The following is a 20818-nucleotide window of genomic DNA, read 5'->3' on the forward strand; positions in this document are numbered from 1 at the left end:
CACAAGCGACCTAACTCAATACTGGGTTAGGATGACTTACGTACTCGTAGGTACCACTCAGAAAGTAGGCGAACCTGTTTCTCGGTATAGCCTTTTTCCATCATGCGAGCGACAAAGTCGTCATGCTTCTTCTGATCTTCAGAAGAGGTTTTCGCATTAAATGAGATAACCGGAAGTAGCTCTTCGGTATTGGAGAACATTTTCTTCTCGATTACTGTGCGCAGTTTTTCGTAGCTGGTCCAAACCGGGTTTTGACCATTGTTATTCGCTTTCGCACGAAGCACAAAGTTAACGATTTCGTTTCGGAAATCTTTCGGGTTAGAAATACCAGCGGTTTTCTCGATCTTCTCTAGTTCAGCGTTGAGTGAAGATCGATCAAATAGCTGACCAGTTTCTGGATCTCGGTACTCTTGGTCTTGAATCCAGAAGTCTGCGTAGGTGACATAGCGGTCGAAGATGTTCTGACCGTATTCAGAGTAAGACTCGAGATAAGCGGTCTGAATCTCTTTACCAATAAATTCAACGTAGCGAGGCACTAGGTAGCCTTTCAAGAACTCGAGATATTTCTCTGCAGTTTCAGCAGGGAACTGTTCACGTTCAACCTGTTGTTCAATCACATAGAACAGGTGTACAGGGTTGGCTGCCACCTCAGTTTGGTCGAAGTTAAATACGCGTGACAAAATCTTAAAGGCGAAACGTGTAGAGAGACCATTCATGCCTTCATCAACACCCGCATAATCACGATACTCTTGATAGCTTTTTGCCTTCGGATCGGTGTCTTTGAGTGTTTCACCATCGTAGACGCGCATTTTTGAGAAAATGGATGAGTTTTCAGGCTCTTTCAGGCGTGAAAGAATACTGAATTGCGCTAGAGTTTCGAGCGTGCTTGGAGAGCAAGGGGCCTGAGACAGCTCACTGTTTTCAAGCAGTTTTTGGTAGATTTTCACTTCTTCGGATACGCGGAGACAGTAAGGTACTTTTACAATGTACACACGGTCGAGGAAGGCTTCGTTATTTTTGTTGTTACGGAAAGTCTGCCACTCAGATTCGTTCGAGTGAGCCAGAATCATACCGTCGAATGGAATCGCAGATAGACCTTCAGTACCGTTGAAGTTACCTTCTTGCGTTGCCGTCAAAAGTGGGTGAAGTACTTTGATCGGCGCTTTGAACATCTCAACGAATTCCATTAAACCTTGATTTGCTTTACACAGCGCACCGGAGTAGCTGTAGGCATCAGGGTCGTCTTGCGAATAATGTTCGAGTTTACGGATATCGACTTTACCAACCAGTGATGAAATATCTTGGTTGTTTTCATCCCCTGGTTCTGTTTTAGCAATACCGATCTGATCGAGAATTGAAGGGCGAACTTTCACTACTTTAAACTTAGTGATATCACCGCCAAATTCATGAAGGCGTTTAGCGGCCCATGGCGACATAATTGAGCGAAGATAACGTTGCTCGATGCCATATTCTTTTTTCAAAATATCGCCGTCTTCCGTGGCTTTGAATAGACAGAATGGATGGTCATTCACTGGGCTACGTTCGCCATTAGCAGTAAGAACATAGATAGGCATCTGTTCCATCAGAGCCTTAAGTTTTTCAGCAAGTGAGGACTTACCACCGCCGACAGGACCGAGTAGGTAAAGGATCTGCTTACGTTCCTCTAAACCTTGCGCCGCGTGTTTTAGGTAAGACACAATTTGCTCTATGGCATCTTCCATACCATAAAAATCTTTAAAGGTTTCATAACGAGAGATAACTCGATTCGAGAAGATGCGGCTCAATCTCGGGTCTTTTGCCGTATCGATTATCTCTGGTTCACCGATCGCCATCAGTAGGCGTTCTGCTGCATTAGCATAAGCGCTTTTGTCATCCTTACACAGGGCTAGAAACTCCTGTAACGACATCTCTTCATCTTTTGCAGCTTCATATCTTGATTGATAGTGGTCGAAAATACTCATGTCGCTTTCCCCTTTAATAGTCAGTCTACCGACGAACGTTGATTCAGGCTTTCCCACCTATTGTTATGCTCCTTGTTGTTTGAATATACGTCCTGTTATCACATTTGGTTCGTACAGAATGTAAGATTGGCGACACCAAAGACTTTGCTTTATGGACAGTTTTTTCATTACAACGGTGAGCGGTGGGTATGAATCTTTCAATCACAGCCTTTCTCTACTTAAGCCTAGTCGGGGATTTGCAATTTTGCTTAACAATTATGAATTTATTGCAAAAGTGACATTTGAATCACTCTTTCACTGAAGATGAATTTATGTCGTGAATAGGTGCAATAGAAATCAGATATTTGGCAAAGACAGAAGAGTCTCAGTGATTCATTGCTCTACATCGCACAAGGGAAGCGTAAGAAGGTGAAAAAGCAGCGGTAAGGTTGTGACAGGGCAAATAAAAAAGGAAAGCGAGTGCTTTCCTTTTCGTAGACGAATATTTTATGCGCTGAAGATTTGTGCAAGCTCGTTTTCGCATAAATGGTACTGACGAGGGCAGTTGCGCCAAGTTTGTAGCATACGACGGTATTTATCCAGCATTGGCATTTGGCTGTTAAAGTGATGGTCTGCTTTATCAAATTGAGGGTACAGACCTTCAGAATCAATAAGGAAGCGTACGTAATGGACTTGTTGGGCCTCTGAAGCAATATCAAACCCAAGGAACTGCAAGCGGCGCTGATCCACTTTGTTACGATCTTCGGTATCGAGCATGTTGTAAGATTCTTGCATCGCGTGATACATCTCCATAACGTCGATGATCTCACGACACTCCGCTTCTGACAGACAGCCGAAATCTTTATTCAATTCACGCATTTGTAGCTCATAGCCACGTTCAACGATCGTTTGTAAGCGTTTGTATTTGGCCGCATTACTTGGATCAAGTTGAGACATAAGGTTGTATTGGTTTGATAGAATCAAACGTTGAGCGTTTGACATTTCCATGATGACCTCACTAGATATCTAATACATTTTTAATGTGCTTAGGTTAACGCTTAAGACATGAGTGAAACATGATCTCAACACATATTTAATACTAAAAAATGGCAAGAACTGTCACTTTTGACCAGTTTAAAAACACTTATTTATGGTAATGATTGTATATGTAGTCTCGGTCTGAAAATACTCTTAGCCACTCTGGCTTGAATACGGTTAAAACCGCCAGTGACATACCATTTAATAGACCCTCAGGGAAGGCAAGCAACGGTACAAAAATAAAGTAGTTATGTTGAATGGTTTCCCAATCGTAATGACCAACCGATAAATGGTAAAAGGAGTTAATCAGCAGATGCAGGCTTCCTGTTATCGCGCCGTTGAAAAAACCTGCAACGAAGATGAATACAAAAATGTTTCTTGGCAAGTAGTGATAACTCAAAAGAAAGACGAGGTAACTAATGAAGATAGGAAGCAGGGCAGACAATACTAAAGACGTGGGTAACTGCAACAACGACACATCATGTAGCAGGTGGTTGACCAGCATTGCAGGGATACTGATTAGAAAGGCCATACGCCAGCCATACATCATCGTCAGCGTTGTTAGCGCGAGAAAATGAATCTGTAGTCCTTCTTTTACGCCAGCTTGAGTTGCCCATAAGATACTGAAAAAAAAGAGTGTTGCAAAAACGAGGTGCTGAAATGCTTTTTCCTTTTCAAGCTTGGGCCAAACTACTTTTTTCCAATCTGGTAGACAGTAGGCGAGTACTATCCAAAGTATGACAACCAGCGAGCCCAAGTTAAACCAATCCATGTTACTACCTTCCTATGCGATCATGACGCAATCATTTCTATTGTTCTTTTTATACCTAAATCACCTCATAGAGATTCATTGAAGGTACTTAGGTATAGTTAAAAAAATACCAGCAATATGCTGGTATTTTAAAGAGGTTAGTCTTGCTGTTCACTTAGTATTTTACGTTATCGTTGTACTGCGCAAGAATGGATTGAATCTCGTCCATGGTTTCTTTCGGTGGAGGGTTTACCCCTTCGAGTGGGTATTCTAAGCCCAATGCTTCCCATTTATGGGCACCCAATTTGTGATAAGGAAGTAACTCGATCTTTTCGATGTTATCCATATCTTTAATAAACTCACCAAGCATGTGTGCTGCTTCTGGGTCATCTGTGTAACCAGGCACGACTACATAGCGAATCCAAGTTTTCTTTCCGATTTTTTGCAAGTAACGAGCAAAGTCCAATGTACGTCGGTTCGATACGCCGATGAGATCTTGGTGCACTTCATCTTTCATGTGCTTGATATCAAGCATTACTAAGTCTGTTGCATCCAGTACTTCATCGATAACATCAGTGTGTTTACGAACATAACCGTTCGTATCTAGACACGTATGAATACCTTCTGCCTTAGCTGCGCGGAAAAAGTCCCGTACAAATTCAGGCTGAAGCATCGCTTCGCCGCCAGAACAAGTAACGCCACCACCTGATGCATTCATGAAGTGGCGGTAACTTTTCGCTTCGGAAATGATCTCTTCAACCGTAACTTCTTTGCCATCATGCGTATCCCATGTATCGCGATTGTGGCAATACTTACAGCGCATCAAACAACCTTGCAAGAAGACGATAAAACGAATACCAGGTCCGTCTACGGTACCACATGACTCAAATGAGTGAATACGACCAGTTGTTGACATCTTTTGCTCTCATTACTAGTAAATTCTAGCTGTTATTTTATTACAAAAAGCAGGGTTAAAACAGCTTTGTCGGTACTAAAGGCAAGGTTATGTGAAGAAAGAAAATAGATAGACCAATCTAAATAAATGCTTGATCACAGGGTTGGTTAATACCAAACGAGAGAACTTTGCCTTGTATTTAGATTGGTACGGATACAGGGATAAGTCAGCTTTTAAAAAAAGGCGAACACAGAGAAGGAGCCTGTCCCATAAACATCAGTTTGGGATTCTTCATAATCTGGCGTTTTTATCGTAAAGGTTAGGCTTGCACCGTAATTTTGGTTATACCAAGTTGCACCTGCTACGGCGCTTGCTTGCCAATTTTGCAGTGTGACGTCGTATGGCGCTGATGGCTCAGGAATACCAGGGCGATCGCCTTCGATGGTCATGTCATTGAACCGGTAACGACCTTCAAACCCCGTAAATAAGAACCAGCTTGAAGTATCCTGTGCGAGCATACTCGCTGAGAACGGGCTCTCAACACTAATATTGGCGGCTCCGATGCTGCTTGCTAGGTTTGTACCCCAACGAAACATGACGCCTTGAGAGACATCACTACGGAAGTTACCTGCATTGATGTCGTTAATGTTGGTGATTTCCCATTGCGTTTTTTGTTCTTCGCTGCGCATCAATTTATTAAATACGCGGTAGCCAAGGCTAAACGCCACTTTATCGTCGATCTGGTAATCCCAACCTTGTGGGTCAGTCGAGCCTGTTATGCCGTGAACGATTTCTTGCGCTTTTTCTGAAAGCGAACTTTCACCTGTTGCACCGATGGTGAAGTTGTAGCGGACGGCCTTATCATCAGTCAAAGAAAGATAGTTGATCTCAGTATGTAGATAACCCGCATATGGGCGATCATTGACCAGTGGATAATCCGCTTCAATGTCGCTTGGAGTCCACATTTTGTGGCCAAGAACCAACTCTATTTTATCGATATTGGGGTGTTCTGAGTCAGCCAGACTCAGCCATTTCCATTGGCTTTCTTGTTTCAGTTGGCCTGTTGCGTAGGAAAGAAAAATACCATTTGTGTAGTCTTGGTCGACGCCGAAAATACCATCATTGTCGAGTGTAAAAGAGACCGTAGACTTAGTGGATGCCATCGCAACTGGAGAAAGAAGAGTAAGAACAATTAATTTACTGAGTTTCATATACTTTATTTGCTAACTTTTTTCGCATCATACGTAAGAATGTGGGCAAAATCTTTCGTAATATCACAACTTTCATTCAAGAAATAAAAAAAGGCTGATGCTTAGAAGCATCAGCCTTTGTTGTATCACTAAAACGTTATTTCACTAAAGTCTTACAGAGACTCTGTGAATGTACGTGCGATTACGTCAGCTTGTTGCTCTGCAGTTAGAGAGTTAAAGCGAACAGCGTAACCAGATACACGGATTGTTAGCTGAGGGTATTTCTCTGGGTGCTTAACGGCGTCTTCTAGAGTTTCGCGGTTAAGAACGTTCACGTTTAGGTGTTGACCACCTTCGATACCCGCTTCGTGGTGGAAGTAACCATCCATCAGACCGGCAAGGTTAGCGCGTTGTGAACCCTCATCTTTACCTAGTGCATTAGGTACGATAGAGAATGTGTAAGAGATACCATCTTGTGCGTCAGCAAACGGCAGTTTTGCAACTGAAGTTAGTGATGCTACGGCACCTTTCTCATCGCGACCGTGCATTGGGTTAGCACCTGGAGCAAATGGAGCACCAGCACGACGACCGTCAGGTGTGTTACCAGTTTTCTTACCGTAAACCACGTTTGAAGTGATAGTAAGAATTGACTGAGTAGGGATTGCATCACGGTAAGTCTTAAGCTTACGGATTTTGCCCATAAATACAGAAACAAGTTCACATGCGATATCATCAACGCGTGGGTCGTTGTTACCAAATTTAGGGTAATCACCTTCGATTTCGAAGTCGATTGCTAGACCGTCTTCGTCACGGATTGGCTTAACTTTTGCGTATTTGATTGCAGACAGAGAGTCAGCCGCAACAGATAGACCAGCAATACCACAAGCCATAGTACGTTTAACGTCACGGTCATGTAGAGCCATTAGTGCCGCTTCGTAGCTGTACTTGTCGTGCATGAAGTGGATAGCGTTTAGTGCAGTCACGTACTGCTTCGCTAGCCAATCCATGAAGTGGTCCATTTTCTCCCACAACTCATCGTAGTTCAGTACATCGCCTTCGATCTTCGGCATTTGTGGACCAACTTGGATTTTTAGCTTCTCATCCACACCACCGTTGATGGTGTAAAGCATAGTTTTCGCAAGGTTAGCACGAGCACCAAAGAACTGCATTTGCTTACCAACAACCATTGGAGATACACAACATGCGATTGCGTAGTCGTCAGAGTTCATGTCTGGACGCATTAGGTCGTCGTTTTCGTACTGGATTGAAGAAGTATCGATAGACACTTTCGCACAGAACTTCTTGAAGCCTTCAGGTAGTTGCTCAGACCAAAGAACAGTGATGTTTGGCTCTGGAGAAGGACCCATTGTGTATAGTGAGTTTAGGAAACGGAAGTTTGTACGAGTAACTAGCGTACGACCGTCAAGACCCATACCACCCATAGACTCAGTTGCCCAGATAGGGTCGCCAGAGAATAGATCATCGTACTCAGGAGTACGTAGGAAACGAACCATACGTAGTTTCATTACGAAGTGGTCGATCATTTCCTGCGCTTGTTCTTCTGTGATGCGGCCAGCAGCGATATCGCGCTCGATGAAGATGTCTAGGAACGTAGAAGTACGGCCTAGAGACATTGCCGCGCCGTTTTGAGATTTAACAGCAGCTAGGTAACCGAAGTAAGTCCACTGGATAGCTTCTTGTGCAGTTTCAGCAGGACGAGAAATGTCACAACCGTATTTTGCAGCCATTTCTTTGATTTGACCTAGAGCACGGTGTTGCTCTGCGATCTCTTCACGAAGCTGCATTGTCATTTGTAGGTCTTCGCCGTTCTCGAAACGCTCTTGTAGAGAAGAGAACTGTGCGAATTTATCCTTCATTAGGAAATCAATACCGTATAGAGCAACACGACGGTAGTCACCGATGATACGACCACGACCGTATGCATCAGGAAGACCAGTCAATACGCCAGACTTACGACACGCCATGATTTGTGGAGTGTAGATGTCGAAAACGCCTTGGTTGTGAGTTTTACGGTATTCTGTGTAGATTTTCTTAACTTGTGGGTCAAGCTCGCGGTTGTAGGCTTTGCATGAGCCTTCAACCATACGGATACCACCGTTAGGGATGATCGCACGTTTTAGAGGAGCGTCAGTTTGAAGACCTACGATAGTTTCTAGGTCTTTTTCGATGTAGCCTGCATCGTGAGCAGTGATGGTAGAGATAACTGAAGTATCAAAATCAACAGGAGCGTGAGTCGCGTTCTCTTGTTTGATGCCTTCCATTACCTTAGCCCAAAGCTTGTTAGTCGCTTCAGTACCTTCAGAAACTAGGAAAGATTCGTCGCCTTCGTACGGAGTGTAGTTCTTCTGAATGAAATCACGAACGTTTACTTCGTTTTGCCAGTCGCCTGCAGCAAAACCTTCCCAAGCTTTAGCAAATTGCTCTGCCATGACATACCTACCTTTTTAGTAGAAAAAAATACGTACTGCTTCGCCGTTGAGCCAGCTATCCCCAAGTTAAAGAGGGGAACAGTACACTCTTATGAATAACAATATTTATAGTCTTAAATTTAAATGTTCGAGTTACAAAACTATAAATATTGTCACTAGTTTTAACGTTTCTCTTTTTAAGCAACAGTTAGAGGTTAAACTAAAATTTTTTTGCAAACCTTAAACTAAATCAATAAATCCTCAAAAATCTCGATAAAAATGGGGTAGCGACTAGCGCTACCCACACATTTTCTGAACTGTCAGCTTTACAGCCAAGCTTGGATGCCATATTGGCCTTCAAGCATACCAACTGCAAGCATAGCAACTAAACAGATAATAAGTACGCTTACTGGGATCACAATCTTGTCTACAAACGACAAGCGAGACGCGCGCTCTTTATCACCAATTAAGCCGTTGTTATCTAAAAGCATAGTTAGTGCCCAAGCTAGAACAGGGTTAACGACTGCTGAACCAAAGATACAGATGCCTGCTGCTTGTGAATCTTTTGAGTCTTTCACCATCTGCATGCCTGCTTCAAGTAGTGGCAGAGATACACCAACGAGAAGAGCAACGCGCATAACTGGTGGCCATACTGCAACATCCATAGGGAAACCAAGGATTGCAACAATAATACATAGAGAACCTAGTAAGATTGCACCGCCAGGAATAGGGCGCTTCGCGATTGCTGCAGGGATCATGTAAGTCCCCCAAGATGATGTGATGTTACCACCACCGACAGCGGTACCGACCATTTGGCGCACAGAACACATTGTCATTGTGTCATCAACGTCCATCAGTACTTTTTCACTCTTACGTGGGTAGTTCATTTCTTGGAAGATGCGGTGACCCAAGAAGTCAGGAGACCACATTGCTACAGCAAGAATTGCGAATGGTAGAGAAGCGATGAAGTGTTCCATATTAGGAAGACCAAGCATCCAACCTTCTTCTGTTGAACCCCACCAGTAGATTGGGTTTAGGTTTGGAAGACCCGTCTCGGTTACGAATTTAATATCGAAGCCTGCGCCAAGAACAAGTGCGATTGCAAGGCCAGTGAAGGCACAAACAGGGATTGCTAGCCAGCGTTTGTTCACTTTAGCAAGAAACGCGTACAGGCCAATGGTAACCGCAAGAACGATTAGACCGATGTAACCCATGCTACCTGCGGCAACTGTGTCGGATTGCAAACCAACAGCCCAAGCTTGAATGGAATTAATTTGGCTCATCGTTCCGGTTAAACCCAAGAAGATGAGAAGGCCACCAGCCGTACCTTCAGAGGTGAGGTTAACCAGTTTTGAACCACCTTTTAACAGGCTCAGAATTAAACCAAACACACCAATAAGAATTGCCAATGCAAGAGGGTGAGCACCAGCAAGCGCGATGGTACCAATAAGAGGGATCATTGGGCCGTGGTTACCTGCTAGGTTGGCTTTAGGGTTAATAAAGCCAGAAGCAAGTACACAGAAAAGAAGTGCAGGTATGAGCATCTCTACACGGGCAACTTCGATGGCGAAATCTTTGCCCAGGTTAACATGGTCCCATGCGGCAGTTAGGCCTTCAGCCCAAGACATCATTACCGCAGAGTACATCGCGATAATACCAATCGTACCGGCAAGTGCTGGAACAAGATCTTCAAGTTCAAAACGGAAGTCACGACCTGGCAAGTTTAAGCCGAAACGACGCGGCTTCATAATTTGTAGTTCGTGGTCTAGGTAGTCTGAACGGCTTGCGAACTCAGATGCTGGACGATGAAGCTCACGGTAGCTCTTGGTCTCGATATCTGAATCAGAGTGCGTTTTGTTAACTGCGTCTGACATAGATTCCTCATATATTTAAAAGTTATGAATTCTTCATTCAATTGTGTTAATCCGCATCCTGCGGCACGCTTATGCTAGCTATTATTAGATTTGTTACACGTCGACATTGTGCCTAAGCATAGCTAATAACTTATTGTGTTGAGGCACAAAAAAATCCTCATCTTTTGGCAGGAGTCTAGCAAGATAGCCATTTAGGGTGATTGATTTAGATCACTTTAAGAATGGTTGTGAAATAAAACTACAGAAAGTTTCTGGCATGCGAATGAGATGGTGAAATCTTGTGTAATTTCATTACACAAGTTGCATAAAATTAGAATTTGTTGCTCTTATCGTTCTGGGATGCAGGGTAAATATCAATATTCATGATGATTATATAAAGCTGGCTTTATTCTTGCTTTCTACAGGGCAAAGACGATTTTTTGGCTAATCATTGCCGCTCAGTTTAGGAAAAAGACATGAAACAGCTTAAAGTACTGCCACTAGTGGCAATCATCTCAGGGTTAATGGTCGGTTGTGGCGGCGGTGGCGGTGGCGGCGGTGGTGCTGCGCCGAAAACAGCGTTTACTTTTGATTTTGCTATACCAGCAACAATGACTGAAAGTGAAGCTACTGCGAAAGGTTGTACGGTGTATGACCACAAAACTGAGCTGAACGGTGATAAAACGGTTTTAACCTATAGCGCAGCGTCAAAAGAGCAAGTGACTAACTATGTTATCGGTTACTACTCTGATGCAGATGGCAAAAGAGCCGGAGACATCATCAAACCAACCACTGATAACTTTAAGTTTTATCTTGAAGATATTCCTGACGGCGGCTTTGTAACGTTTCAAGCAATAGAATTTAACGGTAGAGAAGCTCGCGTAAATACGTTTTCAAAAGAATTCTTACAAGATAAGAAACTACGTAATGCCACGTTTGCCCTTAACCGAGACTCTTTGAACAAGTGCTTTACTGGCGGTAACTTAGCAAGCAATAAGTTTACTAACCTAGATTACCGAAATGCTGAATCAGGTGGTGGAGACTACAACTTTGTCTCGCAAACCGATGTTTTCACGTCACCTAACCCTGATATGTTGCCTACCGATGAGCTTATGGGGCTTAAAGGTGAGCCTACGGCGTTGTTCCAGTATGAATCTGGTTCAAGCGACAAAGCGCTTTACCAGTATGGTATTGGTTCGTGGGGGACTGGTGAGATCGCCTTAGTCAGAGCGGATAATACGTCAAACATTTATTCGTCTTCTGATTATACTTACGACACTCTCCACATTGGTTTTATTACTAACGGCTTTGCGTATGATGCGCTGAAGCTAGATAAAACGGCCGTTGAATATAATCGCCCTAGTGCAACGAATAAAGAAACTTGGGTCTACATGGCGTTCTCAGAGAATCAAGTTAATGGTTGGGACTCTCTAATTAACGAAACGGTCTCTGATGGATGGGATATTGACGTTGATCCAAGCTCTTACTTAAATATTGATAACCTGCCAAACACAAAACCAAGTGTATCAACACAAGGAAGTGCAGACTCGGTGATTGATCTGGACATGGGTTTAACATCGTCTACAGAAGGCTTTACTCGTGTCGCTTACTTTGCGGCTTCAGGCGACTATAAAGTCACACATCGTATTTTCACAAAGAGCGACAGTGACTCTGTTGTTGTTCCTGAGCTCCATTACTACAATTTCCCAACATCAGCCGTTAACGGTTTGAAAGTTTCAGCTTCGGACGATTTTAATCGCACTGCTTTGGTATTGAGTGACGATAGCAATATCGACTCTAAAGTTTTCATGAGCTTCTTTTCTAATGGTGAAGCGTCAGAGCCTGAGCTAGATGAAGACTTGGATGGCATCATTACTTCTGAAAAAGAAGGCCTAGAAAATGAAGTGACATTACGTACTTCAAACTCATTGGTAGTCAGTCGTTTTAATTAATTCATTACGACCCTAAATAAGTTTCAATTAACACTTTTGTAAATTTATTAAGCCCCTTCTAAAGGGGCTTTTTTATATTTAATATTCAGCTTTTGAAGAATAAGTTGCTATATATTGCATATTAATTTGGCTATCGTATCTTTCTATTCGAATTATTTAGGTTAATAATTTGTTGCAAGTTTCAGGGTGTGGTGCTAATTTGTTCCGAATTAGAGAGGGCGGAGTCCCTTAATTGCAGTGACAAAAACACAGGGAGTAGAGCGCATGAATGATGTACCAGCGCTAGATATAAAAGACCTGCACAAAACATTTGGACAAAATGAAGTTCTCAAGGGAATTTCTCTTGCCGCGCACAAAGGAGATGTCATCTCCATCATTGGCTCTTCCGGTTCTGGTAAGAGTACCTTTCTTCGATGTATCAACTTGCTAGAAACGCCTACCGCAGGCGAAATTTGGGTGAATGGTGAATTAATCCAAATGAAGAACAACCGAGCAGGGGAATCCGTTCCTGCTAATGAAAAGCAAGTGCAACGTATTCGCTCACGTCTAGCGATGGTGTTCCAAGGTTTCAACTTATGGTCACACCTGACAGTACTAGAAAACGTGATTGAAGCCCCTGTTCATGTTCTAGGCGTACCAAAAGCCCAAGCGATTGAAAACGCAGAAGTCTTGCTTAAGAAAGTAGGCCTATATGAGCGTAAAGACTATTATCCTGGGCACTTATCTGGCGGTCAGCAGCAACGTGCCGCTATTGCCCGTGCGCTAGCAGTTGACCCTGAAGTGATGTTGTTTGACGAGCCAACCTCTGCGCTTGACCCAGAACTTGTTGGGGAAGTATTAGGGGTAATGAGAGATTTGGCAGATGAAGGACGAACCATGCTGGTGGTCACGCACGAGATGGCATTTGCGCGAGACGTATCAAACCATGTGATGTTCTTGCATCAAGGCTTAGTGGAAGAACAGGGAAATCCAGCTAAGCTATTTACAAACCCGGATTCAGAACGATTACAGCAGTTTATCTCATCCATTTACTAATATTTTTAGGCGGCAGACTATTGCCTCCTAAGCCAGCACAACAAACAAAACGAAATAAAATAGCAATCACAGGAGTATGGAAATGAAAAAGTGGTTATTAGCAGCAACGATCGCTGCAACGGCAGTATCTGGTGTCGCTCAAGCGAAAGAATGGAAAACAGTTCGCTTCGGCATTGAGGGTGCTTACCCTCCGTTTAGCTGGACAGAAACTGATGGTTCTCTGAAAGGCTTCGACGTAGACATGGCCAACGCGCTTTGTGAAGAAATGCAAGTGAAATGTAAGATTGTCGCGCAAGATTGGGATGGCATCATTCCTTCTCTATTAGCGCGTAAGTACGACGCAATCATCGCTGCGATGTCTATTACTGAAGAGCGTAAGAAGAAAGTCGATTTCACTGGCAAATACGCACTGATTCCAAACAAATTTATTGCCAAGAAGGGCGCGAATCTGGATTTTGACAACCTAGATGGCAAGAAAATCGCCGTTCAACGTGCAACAACACACGACAAATATCTGACAGATAACTATGGCGATAAAGTAGAAATTGTTCGTTACGGTTCTTTTGATGAGGCTTACCTAGATTTAGCCAATGGTCGTGTTGCCGCTGTATTGGGCGACGCCTCTGCTCTAGAAGAAGGTGTGCTTAATAAAGCGGGCGGCGACGCGTACGAGTTTGTTGGTCCGTCATTGACCGATCCTAAGTGGTTCGGTGAAGGTTTTGGTATTGCTGTGCGTAAACAAGATAAAGATCTAACGAAGAAATTGGACGCGGCGATAATTTCACTACGTGAGAAAGGTGTTTATCAAGAAATTGCTGGTAAATACTTTAACTACGATGTGTACGGTGAATAAACCGTAATTAAGCGACCGTTGGCTTGTTCCTAGAAGTAGTCAACGGTCGATTTTTTGAGTTTAGGGATTAGGAACTCACCTATGCTAGATTTACAAGGATACGAAGCTTCGATTTTAAAAGGGGCTTTAGTAACGATAGAAGTTGCAGTGCTTTCACTCCTTCTTGCCGTGATCTTAGGTATGCTTGGCGCATTAGCTAAGTTAGCACCTTACAAATGGGCAAGGGCGATTGCCACTCTTTACACCACCGTCATTCGCGGCATTCCAGATTTGGTTCTGATGATGCTGATTTTCTTTGGTGGACAAATACTTTTAAACAATAGCCTGTACTCCATTAACGAAACGCTCAATGAGTGGTTTGCTTCGAGCGATCCAAACCATGAATGGACGTCTTACTTACCCGACTATATTGATGTCAGCCCATTTATTGCAGGTGTACTCACGATTGGTTTTATCTTTGGTGCCTACATGGCGGAGACTTTTCGCGGAGCGATCATGGCGGTGGACAAAGGTGAACTAGAAGCGGCGAAAGCTTATGGTATGAGCTCAGCCTTATCGTTTAGAAGAATCTTACTGCCTCAGATGATTCGTCATGCATTACCTGGATTTGGTAATAACTGGTTAGTGTTACTCAAGACCACTGCGTTAGTTTCCATCATCGGCCTGGATGACATGGTGAGAATGAGCTCGTTGGCGGCAGGTACGACGAAAATGCCGTTTACCTTTTACATGGCTGTCGCGCTCATCTTTCTGTTTTTTACCAGCGTTTCGACCGGGCTACTCAAGCTTGTTGAGCGTAAGTTCAGTATTCATGCGAGGTAAGTTATGGATTTTTCTTTGATTATTGAAAGTTTCCCAACTTATCTTCAGGGACTTTGGACGACAGTTTGGCTGGTAGGATTAGCGTTGGTTATCGGTTTGTGTGTCTCGATTCCATTAGCCGTGGCACGTAATAGTACGAATTATGCCTTTAGCTTACCTTCTTGGGGATTCATTTACTTTTTCCGTGGAACACCGTTGTTGGTCCAGTTGTATTTGATTTATTACGGTATGGATCAGTTCTTTCCTGTGAAAGATACCTTGTGGGAAAACGCCTGGTTTTGTGCTTTAGTCGCTTTTATTCTTAATACGTCGGCTTATACAGCAGAAATTATTCGTGGTGCGATTAATGGCTTGCCCAAAGGTGAAGTAGAAGCTGCCAAAGCGTATGGGATGAGTAAGTTTATGACATACAGACGTATTATCTTGCCTAGTGCACTGCGTCGAGCATTACCAGCTTATTCAAACGAAGTGATTTTCATGCTGCACGGTAGTGCGGTCGCGGGTATCGTTACCATTATGGATCTAACTGGCGCTGCGCGCTTAGTTAACTCACGTTACTATGCGCCATTTGAATCTTTCCTTACGGCGGGGCTGTTCTACATGGCACTGACGTTTATGATCTTGTGGTGCTTTAAAGTGGCAGAGAAGCGCTTCTTGGCATACCTACGTCCTTTAAGTTAATAATTAGTGTCAGCAATGGTATCGAAATGGGTACCATTGCTTTTTGATGATTTTGTTATCTTCATTCCTATTTTTCCTACCGATACAAAAGACTATTTCTTTTTATTCATGTACTTACATTAATATTTGATAAACCCATTGTTTAGTAAGTAAAAATGAAAAAAACAATTCTATCGTTGGGCCTTGCCGCCGTTGCCACTGGATGTGGTGGGGGAGAGGGAGAGTCACAATCTAATGCTCAAGTAAAACCAACGCCAGCTCCAGTTCAACAAGCTCTGGAAACTGGTAATGCACTGCTCGTTTCTGATCCGAACGATTTCATCCGAGAAAGTCGGCAAGTTGTGGAAGGGCACAAGAAACAGTCGAATACGATCAAATCTGCAATTGCGAAAAACCTTTCTGGCCTTTATTGGGATCCAACCCATGATGCAGCGATCTTGGCACCTCAGTATGGGTTCAACGACACCATCTTGATGACCAACAAGGCCATGGCTAGCGGTTATAAAGATCAGGCGTTGTCAATTGGCGTTGCTGGAGAAAACGCTAATGGTCAACGTTATGCGCTATTAGGTAGCAACCCATTTAGAACGGCACAACGCTTTCCCGAGTCTTCGAATGCAGCGATGACTCAATGGCTAAGCAACCTGGTCACTTGGTTGTCAGGCGGAGCTACTTCAAACGTTGTCATCGCGCAAATGGATCAGTCTTATTACTTCCCTGATGAGCAAGCGACTCGGAATTGGTTGAAAGACAATGTTTCACAAGAGTTGGCGTTTAACGAGGCCAACCTATGCGATGGTTCGAAGCTACTTAGCTGCTTGCAAACCAATACTCCAAACTTATTGATCTTGTCACAGCATCTGCAATCTGGCGACACCAACCAACAAGTACTCGATGCTCTGGCATACGCTGAGCAAGCCCAAATTCCTGTTCTATACCTACATTGGGATGGAGGACTAACTGAACTTGGCCGAGACATTTTGGAAAAATTCCATGTTGATTATGTGGGAGATAACTATTGGCGTAAGTTAGGCTTGGTTGATTGGGCGCCTTCATCACTCATGAACTTCGTGCCAGACTCTGTTGCTACGCAACAAGCGCTGTTGTCTCGTTTTGAATCTCAAAACTTCAATGTTGACTTGTCACAGTGTGATGACAAATCTTGTCCTGACACTGCGAATATGGAAAGTCAATTTTATGCAGGGGCAAACAGTATTCGCCATCGGTTGAAAAAGCTTGATGAACAAAAAGTAGATTTGTTTAATCAAGATGGCTACCAATACGAAAAACTCATGGTATTGCTGGCTGATCACTATCGTCAAACGGTTGTGTTCCCAATGGACAAACAATCAACCCAAACGACCGAATTCCTAAAATCGTATTTTGCCGATTACGTACAATACAACAGCCGAAGCGTGAACCCAAAACAACCAAATATGGGGAACTTCAGCCGTAGTGAGTTTAGCCCTGAAGTAAAGAGAATCAGCGCAACGATTAATATGGAATCAAAGCGTAACTTCCGCTCTGCTGGTGTGTATGCGCTTCCTGGGGAGACCTTTACGGTCACGCGCAATGACAGTAATGAAGTGACGACTAAAATTGTCATCAACAGTTTAAGAAGTGGCGCAACTCATGAGTTCAGCAAAGATGGATACACGCGACCAAAAATGCTGACTTCTTTCGCCTATGAGGTGAAGCCGGGTGAAACCATCACGCTGACTTCACCTTATGGCGGGCCTATCCAGGTTCACTTTAACAATAATGATGTACCAGTAGCTCTAACATTTAGCCATGTAGCGCAACACCCTGTATGGAGAAGTGAAAAGGATAACGATGCGTTTATTCAGGAGCTTGAAGCGAATTTGTTCGATTGGGCTGAACTGATCACGCCTGGATTTGAGGTACACTCTAAACGTGACAAAATGCTTGAATCTGTCAACGATGAGATGTGGTCGACACCGGCTGAAATGGCGCTGGCGACAGAAGAGTATGTTCATAACTACCCACATGTCTTGGCTGGTTTCCAAGGGCCGGGTATCGATGAGGTTCCGGAAATTATCCAGTATGCCAAAAATCAAGGTTGGGAAATCGCCAATATTGATATGGTGAAGCATATGAACGCTGACCAAGCGACGTGTGGTTACGGCTGTTCTGGTAACCCATACGATGCTTACTGGTCATTCAGCCCACTCGGTCACGGTGATTTACATGAGCTTGGTCATGGCTTGGAAAAAGGTCGATTCCGATTTGCAGGCTGGGAAGGGCATTCAACGACCAATTACTATTCGTATTACAGTAAGTCTCGTTTCTTCCAGAATACGGGGAAAGTTTCAACTTGCCAAAGCTTGGATTTCAAAGGCCAGTTTGAATTATTGCAAGCAAGCCGAACTCAAGCGGATCCAAACGCTTACATGGCAGCGCAAAATCAAACTGGTTGGAGTTGGGGAGCTCGCGTTTACATTCAAATGATGATGGCGACGCAGCATGAAGGTGTACTGCAAAATGGTTGGCATTTATTGGCGCGATTGCACCTGATTGAACGTGAGTTTAACCGCTTGAAATCGGATGATGCGCTTTGGAATGAGAGACGATTGAGTATTGGTTTCGCCAACTACTCTCGTGAAGAGGCAAATAGCATCTCAAACAACGACTGGTTGCTTATTGCTCTGAGCTACATCTCTCAGCGAGACATGACGAGCTATTTAGATATGTGGGGCTTCTCGTTCGCAGAAAAAGCGAAACAGCAGGTTGTGGCGCTGAATCTACCGCCGATGCCTCTCACTTACTTTGCAAGCAGCAATACCGGCTACTGTCTGAACGAATTTGCTCAAACGCCAGTCAGTGTTGATGGTCAAACGGTTTGGCCGCTGAACTAGCTGAGTAGAAAGTAACTTGCATGAAAAAGGGAGACAGAGTCTCCCTTTTTCATGGGTTAAGCTTAGCGTTGAGTCCCGCTTATTGCTCAGTTATGTATTACTTGAACGTCGACCAAATTGGAGCGTGGTCTGAAGGTTTTTCAATACCGCGCAATTCATAATCGATACCCGACTCAATACATTTTTGCGCGAGAGAAGGGGTCGCCAAAATGACATCAATTCGTAGACCTCGGTTATCATCAAATCCGCGAGAGCGATAATCAAACCACGAGAATTGATCGTTCACTTCTGGATATAGCTTGCGGAAGGTGTCCTCAAAGCCCCAATCTAGCAAGGTTTTCAGCCATTCGCGCTCTTCCGGTTGGAATGAACATTTACCTGTTTTTAGCCAACGCTTACGGTTTGGTTCGCCGATACCGATATCTGCATCAATAGGGCTGATGTTGATGTCACCCATAACAATCAATTGCTCGTCACTATTGTGATGATCGTTTAGGTAGGTCATCAGATCTTTATAAAACTGACGTTTGTATGGGAATTTTGTTTCGTGGCTGATGTTATCCCCTTGAGGGAAGTAGCCGTTTAGCACCGTGACCTTTTCGCCGTTTTCATTTAAAAACGTTGCCATGATCATGCGCTTTTGGTGCTCTTCGTTATCCGTCGGGAACCCTTTTTGTACGTGTAGAGGTTCTTGCTTACAAAGCATTGCGACGCCGTAATGCGCTTTTTGACCATGGAAATACACTTTGTAGCCCATGGCTTCGACAGCTTCAATCGGGAATGCTTCATCGTGAACTTTAATTTCCTGAAGGCCAATCACATCTGGTTGGTGTTTGTCGATTAGCGCTTGGAGTTGGTGCAGTCGCGCACGTAGTCCATTGATGTTAAAGCTGATTACTTTCATTGTTTATCCTTTTTGAGGGCGTACTTTTTTATGAATAGTATCATTGTGCAAGAGCACTGAAAACGAGTCTCGGTGAAAGGAGCGAAACGTTGGGCTACTTTGCTTTTAATTTGTTTTCTAAGTCGTTTTGCACGATCTTCAAAGCGTTAAGCGCAACTTCTGGATCTATCTCATTGCTCTCAAGTAAATAGATCAAATCGACAGCCAATTTGATCTCTTCAGGTGCGTCATCTAAAGGCGAGGTTAGTTGATCGGCCATTATTGGTGTTTTTCCCTATGTGTAATTTGGTTCTCTAGTTTCAGAAGCGCTGCCTCACAACGTGCCAAACGTTGCTCGGTCGCTAGTAACACTTTCTGAGCCTCGGCACGCATAAAACTAGGAGCGGTTTCGACAGCACGTTCTTTTTCTAACACCATTTCGCGCAAGCGTCTTGCCCACTCTTGGTGTTGAGCGAGTTCCTGGTAAAGCACGTTAATAGGCTTGCGGAAATGGCTGCTATGTTTGATCTCATTCTTGCGAATTTTGGTGGTAGAAATCTCGCGTTGAATCGCACCGATTTGCGCTACTAACCGTTCAGTGAGGTACTCAGCACGCAAAGCGGTGAGCTTACCTTCATTTTGCTCACGCACAATCGCATCCAGCGTAGCTTTTGCTTCTTTTACGCAAGGAGTAAGTAAGCGAGAGCGACAACCAAATAAGCGCTCATCAAAAAGCGGAACATGGTGTTCGCCTCTTTGACGGTCAAGAACAGCGGCTTGCTTCGCCATTTGTTCTAGGTTTTCCTGGAGTTGAGAAATGTTCATGACAAACCTACAAACCATGCGTCATAAGCCAATTTTATGGCCAGTATACTGACGACAGTAACAAATACAGGGCGAATGAATTTAGAACCAAACCGAATGGCGGAATGCGCGCCAACAAAAGCGCCAGCCATTAAACATACCCCCATTGTTAAGCCTAGCACCCAGTTGATATGACCGAGGACTGCAAACGTAATCAAAGAGGTAAAGTTGCTGGTAAAGTTCATTGCTTTTGCTAAGCCAGAGGCGAGCAAGATATTCAGCCGATACAGAGCCATTGAACTGACCGTCCAAAAAGCCCCAGTTCCAGGCCCTGCGAGCCCGTCATAGAACCCTATGGATAATCCTTGCATGTACTGTTTTCTATGAAGTTTTGGGCAAGGCTCGGGAATTGGACTTTGATGAGGAGAGTGCGGTGTTTTATGGAAGACGGTGTATAACGCCGCCGCTAAAATAACAAGAGGTAACCCTTTTTCTAGCCAATCCGTGCTAATCGCGTCCACAAGTAGGGTACCTAATGTTGCTCCGACAAGCGTCGCTACAAATGCTCTTCCCCAGCATTGGGGCTTGAATAAACGTTTCTTGTAGTACGTAAATGCCGCAGTAGAAGAGGCAAAGGTAGCCGCAAGTTTATTGGTGCCTAGTGCAATATGAGGCGGCAAGCCCAACGATAGTAGAGCAGGTACGGTTAGCATGCCACCACCACCGGCAACTGCATCAATAAATCCAGCGACAAAAGCGACAAGCGCCAACACCAACAGCATAGTTGGCTCAATCATTTCCATAAATGGTGATTCT

General features: G+C 43.9%; 17 protein-coding genes. 6 read left to right on the forward strand and 11 right to left on the reverse strand.

The window, feature by feature from the left end; translation table 11 throughout:
• Positions 1 to 26: 26 nt before the first annotated feature.
• From L3V32_RS02205 to L3V32_RS02235, 7 genes are all read right to left on the reverse strand, one after another.
• Positions 27 to 1961, reverse strand: coding sequence for a PrkA family serine protein kinase (locus L3V32_RS02205; RefSeq protein ID WP_005390658.1), 1935 nt, complete (start codon positions 1959 to 1961; stop codon positions 27 to 29).
• 486 nt (positions 1962 to 2447) lie between these two features.
• Complete coding sequence (locus tag L3V32_RS02210) at positions 2448 to 2948, reverse strand: YfbU family protein (RefSeq protein ID WP_005390659.1); 501 nt, start codon at positions 2946 to 2948, stop codon at positions 2448 to 2450.
• Positions 2949 to 3084: 136 nt separating this feature from the next.
• Complete coding sequence (locus L3V32_RS02215) at positions 3085 to 3750, reverse strand: energy-coupling factor ABC transporter permease (RefSeq protein ID WP_006742143.1); 666 nt, start codon at positions 3748 to 3750, stop codon at positions 3085 to 3087.
• A 154-nt stretch (positions 3751 to 3904) separates the two neighbouring features.
• Positions 3905 to 4645, reverse strand: coding sequence for a pyruvate formate lyase 1-activating protein (gene pflA, locus L3V32_RS02220; protein ID WP_226422017.1), 741 nt, complete (start codon positions 4643 to 4645; stop codon positions 3905 to 3907).
• A gap of 212 nt (positions 4646 to 4857) precedes the next feature.
• Entirely contained in the window at positions 4858 to 5835 is a 978-nt protein-coding gene (locus tag L3V32_RS02225) for a lipid A deacylase LpxR family protein (RefSeq protein WP_237283741.1), read from the reverse strand.
• Positions 5836 to 5987: 152 nt separating this feature from the next.
• Positions 5988 to 8264: a formate C-acetyltransferase gene (pflB, locus tag L3V32_RS02230; protein ID WP_005390666.1), complete on the reverse strand. Its 2277-nt coding sequence runs from the start codon at positions 8262 to 8264 to the stop codon at positions 5988 to 5990.
• A gap of 305 nt (positions 8265 to 8569) precedes the next feature.
• Positions 8570 to 10117 carry a DUF3360 family protein gene (locus L3V32_RS02235; RefSeq protein WP_005390668.1) on the reverse strand — a complete coding sequence of 516 codons (1548 nt, stop codon included), beginning with the start codon at positions 10115 to 10117 and terminating at the stop codon, positions 8570 to 8572.
• A gap of 455 nt (positions 10118 to 10572) precedes the next feature.
• Here L3V32_RS02235 and L3V32_RS02240 point away from each other — a divergent pair, with 455 nt between their 5' ends.
• The 6 genes from L3V32_RS02240 to L3V32_RS02265 all read left to right on the forward strand — a co-directional run bounded on the left by L3V32_RS02240 (position 10573) and on the right by L3V32_RS02265 (position 18315).
• A complete protein-coding gene (locus L3V32_RS02240; protein WP_104969228.1) occupies positions 10573 to 12048 on the forward strand; it encodes a 54K polar flagellar sheath protein A in 1476 nt (491 codons plus the stop codon).
• A 264-nt stretch (positions 12049 to 12312) separates the two neighbouring features.
• A complete protein-coding gene (locus L3V32_RS02245; protein ID WP_005378438.1) occupies positions 12313 to 13083 on the forward strand; it encodes an ABC transporter ATP-binding protein in 771 nt (256 codons plus the stop codon).
• An 82-nt stretch (positions 13084 to 13165) separates the two neighbouring features.
• Positions 13166 to 13936 carry an ABC transporter substrate-binding protein gene (locus L3V32_RS02250; protein ID WP_012841998.1) on the forward strand — a complete coding sequence of 257 codons (771 nt, stop codon included), beginning with the start codon at positions 13166 to 13168 and terminating at the stop codon, positions 13934 to 13936.
• Between the two features lie 81 nt (positions 13937 to 14017).
• On the forward strand, positions 14018 to 14758 hold the full coding sequence (locus L3V32_RS02255; protein ID WP_006742137.1) for an ABC transporter permease: 741 nt from the start codon (positions 14018 to 14020) through the stop codon (positions 14756 to 14758).
• Positions 14759 to 14761: 3 nt separating this feature from the next.
• Positions 14762 to 15439: an ABC transporter permease gene (locus L3V32_RS02260; RefSeq protein WP_005390676.1), complete on the forward strand. Its 678-nt coding sequence runs from the start codon at positions 14762 to 14764 to the stop codon at positions 15437 to 15439.
• A 155-nt stretch (positions 15440 to 15594) separates the two neighbouring features.
• The gene (locus tag L3V32_RS02265; RefSeq protein ID WP_237283742.1) at positions 15595 to 18315 is read left to right on the forward strand and encodes an ImpA family metalloprotease; all 2721 of its coding nucleotides are present in this window, start codon (positions 15595 to 15597) and stop codon (positions 18313 to 18315) included.
• A 97-nt stretch (positions 18316 to 18412) separates the two neighbouring features.
• On the opposite strand, the gene xthA is transcribed toward L3V32_RS02265, so the two are convergent.
• From xthA to L3V32_RS02285, 4 genes are all read right to left on the reverse strand, one after another.
• Positions 18413 to 19219 (reverse strand): exodeoxyribonuclease III, encoded by an 807-nt coding sequence (xthA, locus tag L3V32_RS02270; protein WP_048626179.1) that lies wholly within the window; start codon positions 19217 to 19219, stop codon positions 18413 to 18415.
• Positions 19220 to 19313: 94 nt separating this feature from the next.
• Complete coding sequence (gene rsmS / locus L3V32_RS02275) at positions 19314 to 19478, reverse strand: pleiotropic regulatory protein RsmS (protein WP_237283743.1); 165 nt, start codon at positions 19476 to 19478, stop codon at positions 19314 to 19316.
• On the reverse strand, positions 19478 to 20023 hold the full coding sequence (locus tag L3V32_RS02280) for a primosomal replication protein (RefSeq protein WP_012841995.1): 546 nt from the start codon (positions 20021 to 20023) through the stop codon (positions 19478 to 19480). Before L3V32_RS02280 ends, rsmS begins: the two co-directional genes overlap by 1 nt.
• Positions 20020 to 20805: a TSUP family transporter gene (locus tag L3V32_RS02285; RefSeq protein WP_005390688.1), complete on the reverse strand. Its 786-nt coding sequence runs from the start codon at positions 20803 to 20805 to the stop codon at positions 20020 to 20022. The genes L3V32_RS02280 and L3V32_RS02285 overlap by 4 nt, the downstream gene beginning before the upstream one ends.
• Positions 20806 to 20818 lie beyond the last annotated feature (13 nt).

Origin of the sequence: Vibrio sp. J2-4, from assembly GCF_021728155.1 — a bacterium.
GTDB classification, from domain to species: Bacteria; Pseudomonadota; Gammaproteobacteria; order Enterobacterales; family Vibrionaceae; genus Vibrio; species Vibrio diabolicus.

Bases quoted from the DNA above. Each gene is read 5' to 3' on its own strand.
- L3V32_RS02205 (WP_005390658.1), bottom strand. From the start codon at position 1,961: ATGAGTATTTTCGACCACTATCAATCAAGATATGAAGCTGCAAAAGAT.
- L3V32_RS02245 (WP_005378438.1), top strand. From the start codon at position 12,313: ATGAATGATGTACCAGCGCTAGATATAAAAGACCTGCACAAAACATTT.
- L3V32_RS02280 (WP_012841995.1), bottom strand. From the start codon at position 20,023: ATGAACATTTCTCAACTCCAGGAAAACCTAGAACAAATGGCGAAGCAA.
- pflA (WP_226422017.1), bottom strand. From the start codon at position 4,645: ATGTCAACAACTGGTCGTATTCACTCATTTGAGTCATGTGGTACCGTA.
- L3V32_RS02255 (WP_006742137.1), top strand. From the start codon at position 14,018: ATGCTAGATTTACAAGGATACGAAGCTTCGATTTTAAAAGGGGCTTTA.
- xthA (WP_048626179.1), bottom strand. From the start codon at position 19,219: ATGAAAGTAATCAGCTTTAACATCAATGGACTACGTGCGCGACTGCAC.
- L3V32_RS02260 (WP_005390676.1), top strand. From the start codon at position 14,762: ATGGATTTTTCTTTGATTATTGAAAGTTTCCCAACTTATCTTCAGGGA.
- L3V32_RS02265 (WP_237283742.1), top strand. From the start codon at position 15,595: ATGAAAAAAACAATTCTATCGTTGGGCCTTGCCGCCGTTGCCACTGGA.
- L3V32_RS02210 (WP_005390659.1), bottom strand. From the start codon at position 2,948: ATGGAAATGTCAAACGCTCAACGTTTGATTCTATCAAACCAATACAAC.
- L3V32_RS02240 (WP_104969228.1), top strand. From the start codon at position 10,573: ATGAAACAGCTTAAAGTACTGCCACTAGTGGCAATCATCTCAGGGTTA.
- L3V32_RS02250 (WP_012841998.1), top strand. From the start codon at position 13,166: ATGAAAAAGTGGTTATTAGCAGCAACGATCGCTGCAACGGCAGTATCT.
- L3V32_RS02285 (WP_005390688.1), bottom strand. From the start codon at position 20,805: ATGGAAATGATTGAGCCAACTATGCTGTTGGTGTTGGCGCTTGTCGCT.
- L3V32_RS02215 (WP_006742143.1), bottom strand. From the start codon at position 3,750: ATGGATTGGTTTAACTTGGGCTCGCTGGTTGTCATACTTTGGATAGTA.
- L3V32_RS02235 (WP_005390668.1), bottom strand. From the start codon at position 10,117: ATGTCAGACGCAGTTAACAAAACGCACTCTGATTCAGATATCGAGACC.
- pflB (WP_005390666.1), bottom strand. From the start codon at position 8,264: ATGGCAGAGCAATTTGCTAAAGCTTGGGAAGGTTTTGCTGCAGGCGAC.
- rsmS (WP_237283743.1), bottom strand. From the start codon at position 19,478: ATGGCCGATCAACTAACCTCGCCTTTAGATGACGCACCTGAAGAGATC.
- L3V32_RS02225 (WP_237283741.1), bottom strand. From the start codon at position 5,835: ATGAAACTCAGTAAATTAATTGTTCTTACTCTTCTTTCTCCAGTTGCG.